This window comes from Endozoicomonas sp. ALD068 (assembly GCF_049310145.1).
Classification (GTDB): domain Bacteria; phylum Pseudomonadota; class Gammaproteobacteria; order Pseudomonadales; family Endozoicomonadaceae; genus Endozoicomonas_A.
Genome location: NZ_JBLYNU010000004.1, coordinates 1,200,080 through 1,219,009, shown reverse-complemented (window position 1 = coordinate 1,219,009; position 18,930 = coordinate 1,200,080). Strand labels below are relative to the sequence as shown.

Sequence of the window (18,930 nt, the reverse complement as noted above, 5' to 3'; positions counted from 1 at the left end):
ATGAGTGACCTTAACAATTCACAACACGACGACGCTCTTCCACCGAAAAACAAGAATAGCCCGACAAAAAGCATTGATCTTTTTCAAGCAACAGATCAACCGGACACCGCTTTTGTTCTGAAGGAACTGAGCCTCTATAACTGGGGACCGTTCCAGGGAAACAACCAGGCTACGTTTGACCTGAATGGCACCGCTATTATTGGCCCAACAGGCAGTGGTAAAACCACATTGGTTGATGCCCTGATGACCTTGATCGTCGCTCAACCCAAATACAATCTGGCCTCCACTGGCGGGCACGAAAGCGACCGGGATCTGATCTCCTACGTTCGCGGGGTGACAGGTGCCGGTAACAACTCTGGCGATAATAACCATATCGCCCGCCCCGGTAGGACCATCACCGGGTTGGCAGCCCGCTTTGAACACCGCGATCAGGTGGTGCAGATTGGCGGTCTGTTCTGGATTGATGTGCCAGGCAATGCTTCCACAGACCTGAAAAGACTCTGGCTATTTAGCCAACGCAACGATCAAACCCTGGAGGAGTGGCTGACCCGACTGCACGAAGGCGGTAAACGCGCACTGAGGCAGTTTGAGCGCAGTACGCCCGATCTAAAACTGTTTGACAGTAAAAGAGCTTACCTGGATAAGATTCAGCGCTTTTTTGAAGTGGGTAAAAATGCCTTTCCGCTGCTGAACCGCGCAGCAGGTCTGAAACAACTGAACAGCGTTGACGAGATATTCCGGGAGCTGGTACTTGAAGACCGTTCAATGTTTGTGCGGGCCGGTGAAGTGGCTACGGAATTTGATGATCTTGCCATCATCCATGAAGAGCTGAACACTGCCCGCCGTCAGCAGAGCTCACTCCAGCCCTTGTTGAGTCTCAATAAAGACTATCAGAAGCAGACACTTAAGCTATCCGAGCAGCAGGAACTGTCGGGCATTATTCCCATCTGGTTTGCTATAGCAGGCCACCAACTCTGGACAGCCAGGATTGAGGCATTGAACACATCAATAGCCGATGTCCGTAGCGCCATTGAAACGGGTCAGAAGCAACATAACCAGCTTCAGGATCAGGAAGACCGGTTAAATGAAGTCTATCTGAAGGCGGGAGGGGCCAGCATCGAGTCCTTAGGCCGTGAAATTGAACAGCACGAAAGACTGACCGACAATTGTCGTCAACGAGCCAACAATTACCAGAAACTGGCCCGTAATCTCAACCTTGATGACACCCTGTCGGCAAAAGCACTCACCGCCAACCAACAGCAGATAGACCAGCAGCAACAAGAATTGCAGTTAAAGGCAGAACAACGGGAAAACGAAGTAAAAGAACTGGGATTTGAGCTGGTATCCAGAGAAAAGCAGCTGACAGAAGCCAGTAAGGAATACGACAGTGTTAAAGCCAGACCCGGCTCCAATATTAAGGGATCACTGCAGAGCTTTCGTAGCGATCTGGCTGAAGCACTGCAGCTACAAGAGGAATCCCTGCCTTTTGTGGCAGAGCTGGTAGAAGTCAAGGCTGAAGAAAAAGCGTGGCGCGGAGCGATTGAGCGTGCCATTGGCAGCCATCGGGAGCGGATTCTGGTCCCTTCAGAGCATATGAAAGCGGCACTTCGCTGGATCAACAGTCGCCATAACCGGGTCCATGTGCGACTGCAGGATGCCAGGAAACCGGATACACAACCCCGGTTTTATGACGATGGTTTTACCCGCAAACTCAACTTTAAAGACCACTCTCACCGGGAAGCACTAAAAATGCTTCTGGCCAGTATTGATCGTCATTGTGTCGACTCACCGGAGCAGTTAAAAATAACCCCCCACGCCATGACCCAACAGGGCTTGATGTCTGGCTCCGGCGGTCGCTATGAAAAGCAGGATCAACGCTCCCTGCATGAGAACTGGATGACCGGCTTTGACAACCGCGATCGTCTCGCCAGTCTGGAGACAGAAATTCAGACACTGCGGCAGGAAGAAAAGCACTTCAATCAGAAATATACAGAAGCCGAGGGGCAGAAACAGGCGATACAACAAAAGCTAGAGTTATTAAGCAGGCTATCAGAGATTAGCTTTGAAGAGATCAACCTGCCGGAATACGAACAGCAACTGAGCCATCTTAAGCAACAGCTGGCCACCCTGTTAGCACCCGATTCCGATGCCGCCAAAGCCAAAGTGGAGCTGGATCAGGTCAGAGCAGCAAAGAAGGAAGTACAGGCACAAATAGATGCGAAAGGGCGACAACTGGGTGCACTGGACAATCAACTGAACGCTGCCGAGCAGAAAAAGAGCAAAGCATTTTCGGCCATTGGTCCTGGCCTGACCAATGAGCAAATGGAACTGGCCCCAAGACGACTGCCTGATCTCTCTGCAGTTAACCCTGACGACCTGCCCGACCGGGAAAAAGACTCCCAGAACAAGTCAACGACCCGAATTAAGGAGCTGCAGGAGGCAATAAAAACCACCGAAGGAAAACTGATCCGGCAAATGAACGAGGCCCAGAAACAGGATACCGGCGCCCTCAGTGAAGCGGGCACCGAGCTAATGGATATGCCTCAATACCTCGAACGACTGAAAGTTCTGACCGAAGAAGCGTTACCAGAGAAACAGAAGCGTTTTAAAAACTACCTTAACCAATCCTCTGATCAGGGTGTCACACAGCTGCTGAATGCTATTGATAACGAAGTCAGTCAGGTGGAAGAGCGCATTGAAGACTTGAACCGTACCCTGCAACGGGTGGATTTCAAGCCCGGGCAATATCTTCAGTTAAAACCCCAGCGCGTCGTCCATGAGAGTCTGCGCACTTTGGAGTCGGCCCGTCGCCATCTGCGGGCAGCCTCCCTGAAAGACGACGATGGTGAAAGCCATTACCAGGCCCTGGTGAACATGGTGAGTTTACTGCGGGAGGCCAGTGACAATCGTAGAACTCTGGGGGCCCGGGCACTGCTTGATCCCCGCTATCGACTGCAGTTCACGGTTGAAGTATGCGACCGTACGGATCACACCATTATTGAACGGCTTAAAGGGTCTCAGAGTGGCAGTGGCGGTGAAAAAGAAATTCTCGCCAGCTACATTCTGACCGCTTCCCTGAGCTATGCACTCTGTCCTGCAGGAGCAGCCCGCCCATTGTTTGGTACAATTGTGCTTGATGAGGCCTTCTCCAAAAGCTCCCAGGCGGTGGCAGGCAGAATAATCTCTGCCCTCAATGAGTTTGGTCTTCACCCACTCTTTGTCACGCCAAATAAAGAGATCCGCCTGCTACGGGCACATACCCGATCAGCCATTCTGGTTCACCGTAAAGGGATGAAAGCCACGCTGACGCCCATGCGGTGGGAAACCCTTGCACAACACGCCAACAAAAAAAGCCTGATCGCAAGCCAATCACCTGTTGTTACAGATGAGCCAGCCAATCATGAAATCAACAGATGACATAGCTCGGGAGCTGACCAGACAGTGGAATAACGCCAACATCAGGGAAACACGCCTGCTGATGGCGGACAGCTGGCCCCTGAAAATCAGAATTGGCAGGCCAACATCGCAGGTCATCAACCAGCAGCCGGACAAAATCAGGCAGCACTTCCAGCAATGGCGGCAAATAAACATCGGTGAAGTAGTGTGGACTCCGGTTAACTATCGGGGAGCTGCCGCCTCTATTGAGGTTCCTGCCCACTGGGTGCTGTCAAAACCCAGTGAATGGATTGAAGCAAGTGGTTGTAAAAACAGCAAACATGAATATCAACAACTACTGACCATCATCAGTCAGGTAGACCCGATTTTTCATCCATACTTCGTGCGCCAGAAACGCTGGCTGGCGAAACCGGCAGACGAAGTGATCAAAGCCGCCAGGTTGGCCATGATCCTCACACCTGGTTTTGCCCAGGGCGTGCCACTGCGCTCTCTCGGGGTGGCCAATACCGACACCAAATTTTTCGAGCGCAATCACCTGCTGATCCGGCAACTGCTGGACATCCGGTTTGATGGGTTGGCAAGCAGACTGGGGCTTGAGGAGTTTCTTGACGCTCCGGACGACAGTCACCATTGGTTATTAATCGCAGACCTTGATGGGGCACTGTTGCCTTTCAAACAGCTGAGGGTCAGAGATCAGGAACTCGTCACCACCCCTTTACCGGCCGACAATATCCTGATTGTGGAAAACGAACAATGCCTGCACCTGTTACCTGCACTGTCCAATACCATTGCCATCCTGGGCGCAGGGCTTAACCTGTCATGGATGCAAGCTGCCTGGCTATCGTCGAAAGCCCTGGCTTACTGGGGTGATATGGACACCTGGGGACTGACCATGCTGGCCAGGGCACGCAAATATCATCCAGAGCTTTCGGCAATTTTAATGAATCAGGCGCTGTTCAATCAGTACGAGGAAAATAAAGCAGTTGCAGAGCCAAACCCATCGGTAAATGAAGACTCTACAGCATTGAAGGATGAAGAACAGAAATTCCTGACAGCTCTCAGGCTCCACGAAAAAGGGAGACTTGAGCAGGAGTTTATACCTATGGAGATTGTTCATAGGGCATTGTGTCAATGGCACTTGTCGAGCCAGGAAAAGTTTGCATCCTCCTCAAGTCAATAATACTAACCATGGGTGCCGGTTGTGTTAGGATATTTGTCCCAGACAGGCCCGCAGCCAAGCTTCGATTGCCTGGTCAGTGTCTGACTCTGCTCTTCATTGGCGAAGTCGGTGGACCATCAGCAGATTGGTCTACCTGCCGGAGTGTCTGGACGTTACCATTATTCGTGGCGTATCTCTTAATCTTGAAAAACGCAGGTATTTCCGGACAAGTTCAGATTTATTGATTTTGCGGCTGTTTGCAATAGTTTGAAAAGCCCTTTTCCGAGTTTTCAAATCCAGCTTTTTTTGCGAGTTCCCAGGATCTCTCACAGCTGTTTGTACGCTTACACCAAAGATAGCCGGCAGAACCAATGCACCCGTGCTCATCCCGATCAGACCCAACTAAAGGTTGGAAATCTTGTTCTTCCGGGCTGTTCGAACTGCAACCGGTAAGAAGACAGGAGGAAATGAATAGACATGAAATTAGCTTTTTCATAAAACAAACCCACGTATCTAATGAGGTACTAAACCTAAAGTTTGACGAAACAATTATAGATCAACCCATTCCAAATCATCAGAGTGTATTATTCAGCTGAAGTTTCAATGCCAGAGCATAACGAAAGGGCAAGCCGAGCCCCTCAGGTGCGTCGGTTGAAGACTTTCAGAGTGGAATTTACTCCAGTCACTTAACTAGGAGGCTATACTCGAAAGCTCAATTCAATAAGGATAATGATAATGCTTATTAATATACGGTCATATTTTATATTTGTAATTCTTACAACAGCTTTAGCTTTAAATGCGACAACAAAGGTTCATGCAGGTGATTTTCGAATATTAAACCTGTATGAAATCAGGGTATTAATCCTATGTTATCTTTCTGCTAAAGATCTTTTATCTCTAATGGAAGCGCTTAATATTGGGGTATATCAAAGCGTTAGTATGCATATAAAAAACGATTTGTGCGATAAAGTTAATGCTTTAAATATTGACTATATTCCTCCTGCTTTATGGCGTGAGTGCGAAGACCAGGAACAAGGTTGGCATGACTACAGAGCTTTTACATATTGGTTTAGTGAGTATGAAGATGACTTTGATGATGATCAGGAGATCAATGATCATATCAGGGGCGTACCAATGCCTGGAATGATTGAGTATAAACCTCTGGTGAGTATCGCAATAGAAAACATAAAATTCGTTATTTCTTATGTTTGGATAGGTCCACGAGCTGACAACATATGGCATGTATTTGGTGAATTGATTGATGGCTCGGCCTTCTATTTTAATTCAGAATGTTGTTATACCGGCTTTACTGCATGGGGAGCTGGTTTAGTAAGGTTGGCACCAACCTGGAGTTGTTTAATACAAAACATGAGTGAGTCTGAAATCGAAAATTTTATTTCATCGTTGAATTTAGATGATTTTTCTAAAGATATTTTAACCCACTCAAGAACAGCAAAATCATCAGATCGCACAGAAATATTTAGTTATTTTCTGCAAACTCTGATGTTTAAAGATGAGTACGAATCATACGAAGCGCAGATCAGATTTGAAGAACAGGAACTAGATTCAAAAAAACTACCATCCTATATAAACTAACATTAAAGCCCTGAAGTGCCTGGATCAATGGTGATTAAGAGGCTTTAACTGATCGAAGCAAGTTCTGAAAAAATCCATGATTAACTGAGTTAGCTGTCAGCTAACACAATTACGCTAATCCTTTCTCTGTTATTGGGAGTCATGAATCAAAAAGGGGCGACATATTTCCTGACATGAGGGGTCAGAGTTAGAAAACAGATGCTTACTCAGCCCTTTATCAAGACCTTCATCATATAGATCAATACATTGACGTGTCTGTGTAATCAGGGCTTCGTCATCTTCCTCACTTTGCCACTCGTCTCGATCCTTTTGTTTAGAGCCTGGTTCTCCACACGACTCTGCAATAGAGACAGGTTTAAGGAACCCTGAATAATAGAATGTGGCTTCATAGGTGATAGTGCCTTGTTCCCTGTCACTGAGCAGATGAGCATGCCAATATTGTGGAGATTCGAATACAGGATCACAAACAGTATTTGAACATTCAAAACATCCACATTTTCGGCGGATTGCTCTGGCCCCATTATCTATTTCTGCAGCTGCAGCTTCGCCTTCATCATTGCTGAGATCAGGATTCTGATCAAACTCATCACCAGAATCGTCAGGGTCAGCGTCCGCTGCTGATCCTTGGCTGCGTTCAATATTGGCCCGGCCCAGATAGTAATTTTTATCAGGGTTAAAATGAACTCTAAAATACTCAGTCAATAATGGCAAAATAGATAAAAAGGAGGCGTTAATGATGGCACTCACAGCATAGGATTTTAAGGACTGGGGTTGTGGACCAACATCAACATCTAACAGAGGAGTTCGAAAGCTGGCAGTCACAGTCAAAACTCCATCTACAGTCTGTTCGTCAACTCTGCCATCGGATGAGTAGTGATCCCTGTTAAACGACCATACTCTAACCTGTTTTAGATTCAAAAGGTATCTCGGTAATGTTCCTTCTATAAAGACTCGGAGCATTTGAGAGAGCTGGAATGCTGTTAAAGGCAGTAAATCGGAAAATCTGTTATCTCCAGAATACACTGTACGGGGCAGTGTCAATATACACAAGACTGACACTAACCAGATAAATCGCTTCATGCTCTCGGGCCTTTCTTCTGGATAAAAATAATTTATATAACCAAAATCAAAAAAGTCAATAACTATATAGAACCTATGTTTGTAATTATCGAGATGGAAAACGAAGCGGCTAATGAAAGCATTAGTAGCATTTCGTAATCTACATCCATTGGTTTGGTAACACTCTAAGGTAGACTTTTTTGTCTTACTTGGTCAGACCATCTTTCAAACAACCCAGTGTCGTTTAAAAAAATCCAAGCATAACAGACCAACCTCGAAATATCGTATATATTCTCTCAATGTCTATATTCGTTTTTCCAGGATATAGACTGACAATTCACTGACACGAGCTTGTGTATTATGTTGTCTACAAAAGTATCTGCACTATCGCTTTTGTTTTTTGGCTGTTCTGCATTTTCCTCTGAACCCTCTTTCATGGGAGAATGGCAAGGACATCAAGATAAAACTGACTTTTTTTGTAATGTATTATTTACATATCAATCCAAACTTGAATATTCACAAGATCATTTTTTTTACGTACCTTTATCGGAGGGTATTATTGTTGAAAAATTTCGCTCGGGTGAATACGGGCAATATTCTTTGCAAATTTTTGATAAAGCTAACAATAAAGTAATTGATTACCAGTATTATAAATTATGGTTTTATATAGATGCCATTGATCGAAAAGATAAAATCAGCACACAAAAAATGCTGCTATTAACCGATTTAGATGACTCTAAAGAATTTGATAATAAAGACTTACCTACAAAGGTTTTGACAGCAGCTTACAATTTAAATATTCAGCCGTTAATTAATGAAACTTATTCTATTGGTATGATTGAGTATAAAAAGGGGAGTTATAAAAGCTGCACTGTAATGAAAAAAGATGACCCCTTTACTGTAATGAAAAAAGATGCCCCCTTTAAAGATGAGCTTTAGAATATAATTCCGAACTCAGGGACTGCGCCGAAAGCGCAGTCCTCTGAGATTCTTTGTCAGATTAAGTTTTATTAGTTGTTCTCGATACCACTTCCGCTAATTACCCCTAAACCATCAATTTTCTTTGCTGTTTTTTTACATGCAATAAAAGCAGGAATAGTGCTTTTCGGGTCATCTTTTATTGCTAATGACACCAAACGATGCAAACCATCCAGATGAACTAATCTTCCCTCAGCAAGTTTAGGATCGTCTATGATTTTTCCATAATCGTAACGAATATCGATGGGCTCTACTGTTAAAAAGATTGGCTTTTCAGCAGGGTCTTTTCCTAAATGATAATTTAGAGACCCTGAGCATAACGGATTATTATGCTTATCTTGTTCAGTCCAAACTTTATAACTATTTGCTGCATCTTTAGCTGTTAGACCACACTCTGGAAGAAGGGTTTTTCGCTCACCATCATGTGTGTGCCCTGGCAATAATACTTTCATCGCTGTTTCAAATGGAAGTTCTGCGAATAGCCAACCTCCATGATTTGGTAAAACAATTTCTCTGTGTGCTGTCTTGATATAGTTTTTGGCAATAAAGTTAGTATCACCATATTGTCCATGCTCTTTTTCAAAATTATCCAGTACTTCCTGAAAGCTGACAATTTTTGCCCCCCCAAACAAGGAATCTTTTGAATCCTTGGCTACTGAATATTCACTGATCGGTTTATTTTGAGTCAACCGAGTAGTGCTCGGGATTTGTTTTTCGGTGCTATCTTTCTGCTTCAAAAAACTCGAATTGCAATGACAATTCGTACTCATTCCAGATAAATTTATTGCATCCATAATCAATCTCCTTTTCATTTTACTATCAATAACTTAGATGCAAAATATTCTCATTTGTTCCATAAACAACTGACAAGATTGTTACTGCAATTGACGATGTTAATCTACCTGTTTTTTTAAAATATAAAGCCACCTTCAGAGGCTGCCCCGCAGCTGTAGCCTCATGGAGGGCTTATTATGCGTGACTGGAACAAAACTAATAAGAAAACAACCATTTATTAAGCCATCTAAGTATTTCAGAGTGAACACTGGAAGTGGTTGCAAGTTCTTCTTCTAAATAGATTAAGTCTTCCAGATCTCGGAGGTCAGTTTGACTTGAAACCACAAAGTCAAGCATTGGAACCAAAAGGTCGTGGGAGATTACATTTAAATATTCAATGAGACCATTTACGAAGGGAAATTGAACGATATGAAATAAATGAACATTTTTATAACCGTTCTTTATATAAATATCATGAATATCAGCCTTGCCTAAAATGCAAAGCATTGACAACGTTGAGAATAGAACAAAATTACGTAGCGACCGACTGCACATGAAAATTCTCTGTTACAACCAAAAATCAGGAATAACAATAGTCCAAATACATAGGAATGATTTTGCAGCGTATATCGTTTGATTCAAATTTGCAGTGGGTGTCACCAAAGACCTCACCTGAAAGCACTTTTTATGCTAAAACTGAGACTTGTTGTAGGTAAAGAGTATAATTAATTCTTATATGAAAACTTATTTAAAATGCATTTTAGCAATAATGATCATAGTAAATACCCTATATGTTCCCATAAGTTCAGCCATAGAAGTGTTTAAAAAGGAAGGGCGCTTATTAGTGCTGAGGGATGTGCCCATTAGTCATGTACTGACTCCACGAGTGATGATGGCCGCAATAGCATACAATTTACCGGTAACACTATCTGGTGCAGTATTGGGTAGCTTTTTTGGTGGTTTAGGAGCCTGTTTCCTTCAAGATGCTAATGTTCTTAATTCATTGCCCTCAGATAGTTTTGGTATTCATGCCACTGATTATGGAATATCTATTGTTGCTACATCATCTGAGATGTCAGCTGCCCTCAGCACTTTGGATAGTGGAATATCAATTGGTTGGACTCTGGGGGCAACTTTTGGAGCAGCGTTTGGTGCTTTTTCCATAGGTTTTATTTTTTCCAATATGATCCAGCGATATGGCTTAGATGAGGCAATATCGCGATTCACCCAGCCTTGGGCTCAAAATAGAAACACAGAATTTGATTAGAACATAAAGCCAGCTTATGAGCCGCCTTCAAAAGGAAAACCAGTTAGAAGGTTTTGATTTTACTTTTTTTATTTATTTTTTGCAGATGAAAAAAAGTTATTTTTGAAATATTCCTTTTCTTCTCTAGTCTTTTTTAACTCTTCTTCAAGGCTATTAATTTTTTTATCTTTCTCCTCCAATTCAAAAGATAGTAATTTTATTTTTTGATTCTTTTCTTTAAGTTCTTGAGTTAATGTCTTAACTTCTTTTTCCAAGCCTTCCAGGTATTTTTCCTTCTTTCCTCTTGACAATGCGGCTGCTACTCTATTTTTTATTTTTCTTTCTTCAATATATTTTTGTCTATCTTGTTCTGTTACTTTTCTTTTCTTAACTTTTGTCGTTTTTGCATCTATTTTCATTCCAAAACATTTAGAATCATCAGGATATTTAGACTCATCAGGGCGATCAACGATATAAGGCTCTTGTGCTCCATAGTAAGGAGAGGAAGAAGAGCTACAACTCGGTTTATCCACTATGTACTCCAAGACTTAAAAACAATAATTTTCAGATTCGGAATTTAGTTAGACAAATATCCTGACTTTATTCGACTTTCCACATAGAATTCATCTGCGTAACTCCGGTTTAATGAATAGTTAGATGGCTGTATTCCAGATTCGTTCCTTTTCTAACAAAATAGTTAGGAACATAGACCATTTTTAGAGCCTAATCAGATTTCAATTGAGCGATCAGCATAAGTATTCAACCATACGAAATCATATTTTCTGACTTATTGTTCAGGCACTCTGACTGCGTTGCAACTCTGGTCACATAGCTTGCTATGTTCCCGTCGTTGCGCCTTGCAGAGCACCTGCCCAATAAGCCGGAAATATTCGATTCCATATGGCTGAGTACTTACAATCTTCCTGCTGATAATCATCAGTTTTGTTGTCCGTCTCAGCGACAATACACATAAGGACAGATACTTATCAAGTGGTGGGAACCCCAATGTCAGGGATAATGTTGATTGAAACACATAACCTGCAATCATTGCTTCTGTACTTTTTATTAATCCTGAACTTTGCCTGTTGAAGCCTTGGTGACAATACTGATGCAGCTTTTAAACTGAAATAAAGTACCAGATCAAATACCCACAGCAATCGGATACAAACGCCCATCGCTACACCTACGACTGTTATTTGAGCAGCTCGTAACTTACGGACGTAATCTGCTAAGAGCTACTCAGAAATGGTTTTGATCGGACAAAATGCTGACATAGGTATTAGCGGTCACTCACCACTGGCAAAAGAGAAAAAACTCGCTTACATCGTAAGCCAACGTCAAACTCAGGGGCACTGCGAGAGCAAAAAACTCTGGTTTTTTTTGTTATTCACAACTATTGAAGTAACAAAACTTAAAATAACCCTTATGTGAAAATTCAAGTGCTAATATATGCAAATACTAATCACAGAGCCTCATTTTTATGGATACTATTGTAAAGCTAAAGTACATTGAATGTGTTGTTTTTTTCATGCTTCTTTATTCTGTTAAAGTTCTCGCTATAGACTGCCCTCATTGTTGCTACCCAATGAGTTTTACAATGGGACGATATGGATGCACATACCCATTCTGCCCCCTGTTCGTTCAGAATAGAATGGCTTCTCCTATGGGAAATCTAGAACTCAATATTGAAACACGCGATTTTAGTTTTTCTTGTAAAGGGGCAGGCTTACCAGCTCTGAATTCTTTGCGAGTCATTCCATTTCTGGCCCACCAAACATCTGTTCAAACGCAGATGCCAACAATCCCCCAAATCACGCCTATCCCGCAAATGCCATCAATCCAGCAAATGCCAACAATCTCGCAAATGCCAGCAATCCCGCAAATGCCAGCAATCCCGCAAATGCCAGCAATCCCGCAAACGCCAACAATCCCGCAAATCCTTCCAATCCAACAAGCCCCACCAACCCCGCAAGTTCAGGAAGCCCCGCAAACTCAACAAATGGCTTTAGCCTCTACTACTTCAAATCCACCCCCTGATGAGACTACCCGATACAGCGGGTCCGGTCAGCTTATGACAACAGACCATTTGCAAACGCCAATCGTTAAACTAAGAAATACACTTGAAGTACTGCTAAAAGATTTTGGAGTGAACCAGCGAAAACATACTGAGCTAAATTTCATCAGTGATTCCAGTTATTTTTTATTAAGGCGTTTTGCTCTGACTTGGGCCAATCTTTCCAGAAACAGGCAACTTACTAATAATCAGAGATTGGCCAAACTCTGTGAAGAGCTCGGTTTTTGTGGTATTTGGCCTCCGGATATTACATCAGAACAACCCGTTTTTGATAACTCTTTAGATACTTTGATGAATGCAGTCTTACAAAACAATCAAGTATTTATTGCATTTTATACAGAAGACAACCCATTTATTATGTTGCACATAAACATTTTGCAGAATACATTCGCTGCCTTGCCAGTCGTACAAATTCATGGAATTGACCAGGAAAGAGGCTTTGACACGAACTTGTCTCTTGATTCTCTAAGGCAGTTCCTATTTTATCTACTTCATGCCGGTAACGAAGAACTCCGTCACGTTTCCATTTTAATCTTTAAAATAGTGAACCGTTCGCGTGAACCTAACATGGATAAATTACAAATTACCGAAAACTAATATGGAAAAAAGTATAACATCAAATTATGGGGCAGCTTTCTCTTCACATGAGTACCTGTAGATTGAGAACCTTGAAAATTCATCGGATGAATAACGATCTTTGTATTTTATAAGCAGAGGAGTCATTTTCTTTAACAACTTCATATCGGACTGCTGTCAGATATCAAGGTTCTGTTATTCCAGGTATATGAATCAAAACGGAGGGGTAGGGTCAGCTGGAAGGCTCTGTTATCCGCTCCTCCCGATGACATTAGCATTAATCTCAAGAATGTTAAACTTCATAACAAAATATTAAACAACGAACTCATATTAAATGGTCAGAGTCGAGGTTCACTGTTTCCCCCAAGCAGCAAATAATCAGCTGCTGGCAGCCTAATCACTTGCTAGACGTTATCAACGAGGGGAGTAAATATAGGTAGTACAAAAATGACGTGAACCAAAATCATTTCTCTTCGAAACATCTTCTTTTATAAAGTCTAATGGAATTTTACTTTCATCGAGGTTAGAGCTTGGCAGTCGTAATTTACCATTTGCAACCAAACATGACCTTACTGCTGAAAAATATTCATCAGAGTATTTCATAAATAAAAACAAAGGCCCTTCATCAACAATTTCTTTATATTTATTGAGACTACTAAGATATTCAGTTGCTCTTTTATCTCCCCATTGTAACAAAACATCTGGTTTAATACGTGCCCTTATATCTAAAGTATCTACACCGTAATGATTATAATGATCATTCTTATGACCACAGCCAAGCATTAAAGTAGAATGTTTATCTGGATTCAGTCCATTTAGAATTACAACACCATACTTTTCAAAGGTGCTATTAAGTTCTTCATGGCAAACTAATGTCATTGTATCTAGTCTTTTTCCATCAGAATGAAGCATAATAAAAAGATCTAATTCATCATAAGATTCTAGTGAGTTCTGAGACTTTATCCTATGAGCTTTATCTCTGGCTGTTACTGTATTGCCTCCTGATGAATATGTATACAAAGGATTATCTGTATTATTCATTGCCATGAAAATCAGATTTGCAACTTTCAACATTAACTCCTGATCATCTTCATTGCCTATAACTACTCCTCTTTCTGATAGATTTTCTGGTGTAATACAAAGAGTTTTATTTTTTCTCTAGCAAGTGAAAATATTTCGTTAATCTTCCTGTCTTTCAGTGCTAATCCATAATCTGGTTCAGCCTTTTTATCAGGAATTACTTTTTCCTTGGGCTTCTCATCACACCCGTTTTTCAGTTTTTTATCAGATAGAGATTCATCTATTGTATTAATTGAAGATCGTTTTTTTCCTGAAATATCCATGTTTACCTTGTGTATTAATTTGACTGCGCCTGAGTATCCTGTAGAGAAGGTAATTGCAAAGAAAATATCCCCTTCCAGGTTCATACTGATACTTTATTGAGAGCGACCTCAGGTATTTTCCTTTCACAAAAACCTGAAACACCACCATCTATTAAAATTCGAATCATTTATATCTTAACAGTATCATTTTTCATCTTTCTGTCCAGTTGTTCATCACTAGACAGATAAATCTTCTTGAGTTAACGGTTAACCGATCAATGACTCGACTTTAGTTCCTACGTCGTTCTAACTCGCAAATCCATTTACTCGTAGTGCCCCTGAGATTAACAGGAAGTAAATTGCCCCGGATAACCGTCTTTGTATGGTTACTTGCATTGATGATCTGCCTTGAACTGGTGGTTATTTTCATAATCACAGACACATGTATCGTAATTAAAGCTACCATCTGTATCCAGACAATTATATACTTCGTCTTCAGAGAAAAAGTATGGTGCAACTATTGAAATCAAAACACCCAGGATCAAAGCCAGTGCCAAGACACCGAACATGATTTTGAATACTAACCTGAAGTGGCGGTTCATATTGATTGCTCTCGTTTCCTATGGCACATAACTTCTTGCTTAACGAGCTTATCTCGTTCACTTGCCTGTTATGCGGCGGTTACCCAGGAACCCTGGACAGAATGATCTTTAAGGCTTCTTTGATTTCCGCATTGTCAGCTTTCAACACTAAGTACTCAACCATACGAAATCATATTTTCTGACTTATTGTTCAGGCACTCTGACTGCGTTGCAATTCTGGTCACATAGCTTGCTATGTTCCCGTCGTCGCGTCTTGCAGAGCACCTGCCAAATAAGCCAGAAATATTCGATTCCGTATGGCTGAGTACTTACACTGTCTGCTTTCAGTGCAGCAATCTCTCTTTCTTGACAGTCAAAACGTTTCTCTTGCTGATCGAACCTTTGGTGTATTTCACCACGAGTTTTACTGGCGAAGCTGACAATACCCGTGGGTGTCTCGAATATAGTTAGCAGATGGCAACCTTCTTTGATCGTTGTCCTGACAGACTCAGCCCTGAGGATTTAAAAACCTGTTTTGCCGCCCTGGTGGAAAGCCATTGGAGCACGGTCAAAACCGATCGTAATGGCCTGCAGTTTTTCTGGAAACATGTTCTGGGCAAACACTGGGACTTTGTTGAAATCATCAAACCACCGACCGTCAAGCGACTGCCTGTTATCCTGACGCCTGCAGAGGTAGAACGACTGCTCAATACTGCACGGAAACTTCGCTATTACACCATTCTGTTGACACAGGAGAAGACTTCCCAGATCCGACATATCCAAGACTTCCGTAATGCAGTGGTCTAGAGACACTCATCCTGAATAAATAGCGTTCAGAAAAAACGTTTTGATTCAAGGTCCGCCAGAAAAGTAAACTTCAGTAGACCTTCCTTTCCAGAATTCAACCCGGGCTTGTGCAACAACAGGATAAGATTGCGGCTGAGCGCAATCTATCCTTATTCGTTATGTGCGTGGCCGATTAATGCCTTTGAGAGGAAGGCTGAATTGTTACGCTAAGAAGATACAGAGTATCTTTGCTGAAGTCTTGCTCATTGGGCCATTCTATAGAACCAAATGAAACTCTTACCTGCTTAAAGTAATTAATATCTTTAAGTTCTACAAAAATACCTTTTTCCAAGTATGGAGAAACGTCAAACTCTTTGACTTCATCATTCTCAAACTCAATATGGAGTTTGTAATTCTCTAAAGCTTGTACTGATTTCACCGCAGGATTCATATTTACACCTATTTTAAGGGATCAATTTTGAATACTGAGTCTCCATTTATTGCTAAATCCCAGTTAGCCATGAGACTTTCTTTATGAATTTCTATCCAGGCATCAACAAGTTTTTGCTTGTTCTTAGGGAGATTTCCTTCAAGTATTTTGCCTGTAGGAATTTCGATAATTGCCTCAAAATTCTGATAAAAAACATGAATGTGAGGCATATTGTGTTTCTGATTATCGAAGTAATACATTCGAACAATCAGACCATAAAACATTGATATAGTAGGCATTTATTAATCCTGAGTTCAATAGCTCAACTGATTATAACCCACTGAAATATTTTGATCAGCTATAGGTTTACCAGAAGCACATAACGCTAAAATCAGGGGCTGTGCCGCTGGCGCCGATGGATGCTCTTGTTGAACCAAGCCGCTAACGCGGCAAAAAAATACCGTTCATCCCAGCCACCCCAACATTGCCAATACTTCCTGATATCCGCACCACTCCGGCGGGGCTTATATAAGGAAGCAACATGGAACGTTCTGAGCAAATCCGGTTTGACAAACTGTATCAAAAACACATCACCACCCTGAAGCTTCAGGGCAAAAGAAAGTCAACCATTGATCTATACAGCAGGCCAATTCGGCGGCTGGCAACCTTCTTTGATCGTTGTCCTGACAGACTCAGCCCTGAGGATTTAAAAACCTGTTTTGCCGCCCTGGTGGAAAGCCATTGGAGCACGGTCAAAACCGATCGTAATGGCCTGCAGTTTTTCTGGAAACATGTTCTGGGCAAACACTGGGACTTTGTTGAAATCATCAAACCACCGACCGTCAAGCGACTGCCTGTTATCCTGACGCCTGCAGAGGTAGAACGACTGCTCAACACTGCACGGAAACTGCCCGATTACACCATTCTGTTGACACAGGAGAAGACTTCCCAGATCCAACATATCCAAGACTACAGTAATGCAGTGGTCTGGAGACACTCATCCTGAATAAATAGCATTCAGAAAAAACGTTTTGATTCAAGGTCCGCCAGAAAAGTAAACTTCAGTAGACCTTCCTTACCAGAATTCAACCCGGGCTTGTGCAACAACAGGATAAGATTGCGGCTGGGCACAATCTATCCTTATTCGTTATCTGCGTTAACCAGTTAGGAAGTACTTTGCTTTAGAATCGCTTCTTTTCCAACATGCTTGCTTGTCGTTCATTGTTCTTTGTGAAGATTACCGTTTTTTTATTACTCTCTATTCAGCAAGGTAGTCTATTAGACACCCGATGTTGTAGCCAATTGTTCCAAGAGTTACAGGAGTGTAGAGAAAACCAATATTTATTCCTCTATGTTGTTCATCGAGCCCGTCTGTAGCAAGATAACAGTGACAAAATATGCCAGTATAGAGTCCCCAAATTGATAGGGTTTTCGCCCAACTTATTGTCTGCTCCTCATCTTGAAACTGTACAGCGAAACTGTCTGTAGCAGTCGATAAGCTGGCAAGTAAAGCAAATACCCGAGCGGTTTTCATAAGCTTATCTACTACGAATTGAACTCTGAGTTTAGGCATAAGATAAACGAAGCTATCACTTCATGCCAATACTTACACTCTGAGTACGTGAATACTACCAGCAGATCCCGCTACTTATACGATCTAGCGTGTAAGTTGGCATGGAAAAAATATTCCCCTTTAGTACCAGAGCTTGTAAAGGTATATAACTGATTACATAAATTCATAGCTAAAAATGTTTGCGAGAGTATAAAAAAAGCAGAACTAAATCCCTTGGCACCCCTGACTTCCACTGTCGTTTACTTGTTCAAGATATAAACATGATCGATGCTGTTCGCAAACTTCGCCTTTGAAATTCGTTTAATATAATACTTAAAGGAATATTCAGTTCACTGTCTGCCTAAGCCTACACAGTTAGTAAAAATTAACATTTACACGTCTCAAGGCGTGTAAAGTGTTAGAGCTGTGGAATACTACAACCACTTCAACATTATTTCAGGAGTAGCGAATATGGGCGCAATCTGTCCTTATTCGTTATGCGGCGGTTATTCTAAACGAGAATTACTTTATAACTAATATGGCAGCTATTTAAGTATGAACTATATTAAAACCTACTTCTTGTTATGGCGTTTTCAAAACGAAATGAAATATTTTAGGCTTTGCATATTAACCTTACTGCTTTTTATTGTACTAAAACCTGAAGCAGCATTTGAAAGAATAATCATTAAATCTGACAAAATACCAGTACTTGAAATCACAGCCAAATATAATCATCAAGCATCTAGGACTAGAAATATAGTCCCCGATAAAATTATTGTCAGATCATTACTATCAGATACAGTAAGGGGCAGGCTGGGGACACATTCCTTCTTTACAGCTCTAGAGAATTTTTCGCGTTCTTTGTACAGGACAGGAATTATGAGTATGACTGCTGAACGCGAATATTCTAAGAATTTTACTTTATCATTCGCTAACGCACCTAGTTTATTGTTAAGAACGCCAGCTATTGACATGATGGATTGGCAAGTGGTTTTTTCTCATCTAAATCAAGACAACCTGCTTTATCAATCTGGCTGTCAAATCCCAGGAGTTCATCCACTTATATTATTTTTCTCGAGTGATTTTTTGAATTATCTTGATCAGAATATTTTGACAGGGCTCGCAGGCAGCCAAGCAATACAAATTCCTTTATTACAATTAACTGCTAATACTGAGAACTATTTAACAGATGATTTGGTATTTACAGAATCTGCTAATGAAACAGACTTGATTATTAATATATACCCACAAGGCGAGAATCAAGTGTCTCCTCCAGAAGGGTATACAATGAAACGATTTTTTGAGGGCAGCTTAAAACATTACCAATAGCCGCTAACGCGGCAAAAAAATACCGTTCATCCCAGCCACCCCAACATTGCCAATACTTCCTGATATCCGTAC

Annotated in this window: 16 protein-coding genes; 9 read left to right on the top strand and 7 right to left on the bottom strand. The window is 41.7% G+C overall.

The window, feature by feature from the left end:
* The 3 genes from ACO6V5_RS03930 (at window position 1) to ACO6V5_RS03920 (ending at window position 6,151) form a co-directional block, all read left to right on the top strand.
* Complete coding sequence (locus ACO6V5_RS03930) at window positions 1–3,417, top strand: ATP-binding protein (protein WP_422411656.1); 3,417 nt, start codon at window positions 1–3, stop codon at window positions 3,415–3,417.
* Window positions 3,401–4,576, top strand: a complete 1,176-nt coding sequence (locus ACO6V5_RS03925) for a Wadjet anti-phage system protein JetD domain-containing protein (RefSeq protein ID WP_422411658.1) — start codon at window positions 3,401–3,403, stop codon at window positions 4,574–4,576. The genes ACO6V5_RS03930 and ACO6V5_RS03925 overlap by 17 nt, the downstream gene beginning before the upstream one ends.
* Window positions 4,577–5,290: 714 nt before the next feature.
* Window positions 5,291–6,151, top strand: coding sequence for a hypothetical protein (locus ACO6V5_RS03920; protein ID WP_422134257.1), 861 nt, complete (start codon window positions 5,291–5,293; stop codon window positions 6,149–6,151).
* Window positions 6,152–6,280: 129 nt separating this feature from the next.
* Here the strand turns inward: ACO6V5_RS03920 and ACO6V5_RS03915 are convergent, their stop codons facing one another.
* Window positions 6,281–6,973 (bottom strand): hypothetical protein, encoded by a 693-nt coding sequence (locus ACO6V5_RS03915; RefSeq protein WP_422134258.1) that lies wholly within the window; start codon window positions 6,971–6,973, stop codon window positions 6,281–6,283.
* Between the two features lie 597 nt (window positions 6,974–7,570).
* On the opposite strand from ACO6V5_RS03915, the gene ACO6V5_RS03910 reads away from it, so the two are divergent.
* Complete coding sequence (locus tag ACO6V5_RS03910) at window positions 7,571–8,149, top strand: hypothetical protein (protein ID WP_422138317.1); 579 nt, start codon at window positions 7,571–7,573, stop codon at window positions 8,147–8,149.
* A 71-nt stretch (window positions 8,150–8,220) separates the two neighbouring features.
* On the opposite strand, the gene ACO6V5_RS03905 is transcribed toward ACO6V5_RS03910, so the two are convergent.
* Window positions 8,221–8,982, bottom strand: a complete 762-nt coding sequence (locus tag ACO6V5_RS03905; RefSeq protein WP_422134260.1) for a DUF6309 family protein — start codon at window positions 8,980–8,982, stop codon at window positions 8,221–8,223.
* A gap of 716 nt (window positions 8,983–9,698) precedes the next feature.
* On the opposite strand from ACO6V5_RS03905, the gene ACO6V5_RS03900 reads away from it, so the two are divergent.
* A complete protein-coding gene (locus ACO6V5_RS03900) occupies window positions 9,699–10,229 on the top strand; it encodes a hypothetical protein (protein WP_422134261.1) in 531 nt (176 codons plus the stop codon).
* 68 nt (window positions 10,230–10,297) lie between these two features.
* Here ACO6V5_RS03900 and ACO6V5_RS03895 read toward each other — a convergent pair whose 3' ends face one another.
* Window positions 10,298–10,741: a hypothetical protein gene (locus tag ACO6V5_RS03895; protein WP_422411663.1), complete on the bottom strand. Its 444-nt coding sequence runs from the start codon at window positions 10,739–10,741 to the stop codon at window positions 10,298–10,300.
* Between the two features lie 1,130 nt (window positions 10,742–11,871).
* Here ACO6V5_RS03895 and ACO6V5_RS03890 point away from each other — a divergent pair.
* Window positions 11,872–12,879: a hypothetical protein gene (locus ACO6V5_RS03890; RefSeq protein ID WP_422138320.1), complete on the top strand. Its 1,008-nt coding sequence runs from the start codon at window positions 11,872–11,874 to the stop codon at window positions 12,877–12,879.
* A gap of 393 nt (window positions 12,880–13,272) precedes the next feature.
* Here the strand turns inward: ACO6V5_RS03890 and ACO6V5_RS03885 are convergent, their stop codons facing one another.
* Window positions 13,273–13,932, bottom strand: a complete 660-nt coding sequence (locus ACO6V5_RS03885; protein ID WP_422411665.1) for a hypothetical protein — start codon at window positions 13,930–13,932, stop codon at window positions 13,273–13,275.
* Window positions 13,933–13,961: 29 nt separating this feature from the next.
* A complete protein-coding gene (locus tag ACO6V5_RS03880; RefSeq protein WP_422411667.1) occupies window positions 13,962–14,285 on the bottom strand; it encodes a hypothetical protein in 324 nt (107 codons plus the stop codon).
* 950 nt (window positions 14,286–15,235) lie between these two features.
* On the opposite strand from ACO6V5_RS03880, the gene ACO6V5_RS03875 reads away from it, so the two are divergent.
* Window positions 15,236–15,568: a phage integrase N-terminal SAM-like domain-containing protein gene (locus ACO6V5_RS03875; RefSeq protein ID WP_422134265.1), complete on the top strand. Its 333-nt coding sequence runs from the start codon at window positions 15,236–15,238 to the stop codon at window positions 15,566–15,568.
* A gap of 172 nt (window positions 15,569–15,740) precedes the next feature.
* On the opposite strand, the gene ACO6V5_RS03870 is transcribed toward ACO6V5_RS03875, so the two are convergent.
* Together ACO6V5_RS03870 and dhiT are read right to left on the bottom strand one after the other, a co-directional pair.
* Complete coding sequence (locus ACO6V5_RS03870) at window positions 15,741–15,998, bottom strand: DUF2442 domain-containing protein (protein ID WP_422134266.1); 258 nt, start codon at window positions 15,996–15,998, stop codon at window positions 15,741–15,743.
* An 8-nt stretch (window positions 15,999–16,006) separates the two neighbouring features.
* A complete protein-coding gene (dhiT, locus tag ACO6V5_RS03865; RefSeq protein WP_422134267.1) occupies window positions 16,007–16,276 on the bottom strand; it encodes a type II toxin-antitoxin system toxin DhiT in 270 nt (89 codons plus the stop codon).
* 242 nt (window positions 16,277–16,518) lie between these two features.
* Here dhiT and ACO6V5_RS03860 point away from each other — a divergent pair, with 242 nt between their 5' ends.
* Window positions 16,519–16,983, top strand: a complete 465-nt coding sequence (locus tag ACO6V5_RS03860; RefSeq protein WP_422411670.1) for a site-specific integrase — start codon at window positions 16,519–16,521, stop codon at window positions 16,981–16,983.
* A gap of 1,101 nt (window positions 16,984–18,084) precedes the next feature.
* Window positions 18,085–18,858, top strand: coding sequence for a hypothetical protein (locus tag ACO6V5_RS03855; protein ID WP_422411672.1), 774 nt, complete (start codon window positions 18,085–18,087; stop codon window positions 18,856–18,858).
* Window positions 18,859–18,930 lie beyond the last annotated feature (72 nt).

What these genes read in the sequence shown, in the direction of transcription:
- ACO6V5_RS03930 (WP_422411656.1), top strand. Translation starts at nt 1, where the DNA reads ATGAGTGACCTTAACAATTCACAACACGACGACGCTCTTCCACCGAAA.
- ACO6V5_RS03925 (WP_422411658.1), top strand. Translation starts at nt 3,401, where the DNA reads ATGAAATCAACAGATGACATAGCTCGGGAGCTGACCAGACAGTGGAAT.
- ACO6V5_RS03920 (WP_422134257.1), top strand. Translation starts at nt 5,291, where the DNA reads ATGCTTATTAATATACGGTCATATTTTATATTTGTAATTCTTACAACA.
- ACO6V5_RS03910 (WP_422138317.1), top strand. Translation starts at nt 7,571, where the DNA reads ATGTTGTCTACAAAAGTATCTGCACTATCGCTTTTGTTTTTTGGCTGT.
- ACO6V5_RS03905 (WP_422134260.1), bottom strand. Translation starts at nt 8,982, where the DNA reads ATGGATGCAATAAATTTATCTGGAATGAGTACGAATTGTCATTGCAAT.
- ACO6V5_RS03900 (WP_422134261.1), top strand. Translation starts at nt 9,699, where the DNA reads ATGAAAACTTATTTAAAATGCATTTTAGCAATAATGATCATAGTAAAT.
- ACO6V5_RS03890 (WP_422138320.1), top strand. Translation starts at nt 11,872, where the DNA reads ATGGGAAATCTAGAACTCAATATTGAAACACGCGATTTTAGTTTTTCT.
- ACO6V5_RS03885 (WP_422411665.1), bottom strand. Translation starts at nt 13,932, where the DNA reads ATGTTGAAAGTTGCAAATCTGATTTTCATGGCAATGAATAATACAGAT.
- ACO6V5_RS03880 (WP_422411667.1), bottom strand. Translation starts at nt 14,285, where the DNA reads ATGAACCTGGAAGGGGATATTTTCTTTGCAATTACCTTCTCTACAGGA.
- ACO6V5_RS03875 (WP_422134265.1), top strand. Translation starts at nt 15,236, where the DNA reads ATGGCAACCTTCTTTGATCGTTGTCCTGACAGACTCAGCCCTGAGGAT.
- ACO6V5_RS03870 (WP_422134266.1), bottom strand. Translation starts at nt 15,998, where the DNA reads ATGAATCCTGCGGTGAAATCAGTACAAGCTTTAGAGAATTACAAACTC.
- dhiT (WP_422134267.1), bottom strand. Translation starts at nt 16,276, where the DNA reads ATGCCTACTATATCAATGTTTTATGGTCTGATTGTTCGAATGTATTAC.
- ACO6V5_RS03860 (WP_422411670.1), top strand. Translation starts at nt 16,519, where the DNA reads ATGGAACGTTCTGAGCAAATCCGGTTTGACAAACTGTATCAAAAACAC.
- ACO6V5_RS03855 (WP_422411672.1), top strand. Translation starts at nt 18,085, where the DNA reads ATGAACTATATTAAAACCTACTTCTTGTTATGGCGTTTTCAAAACGAA.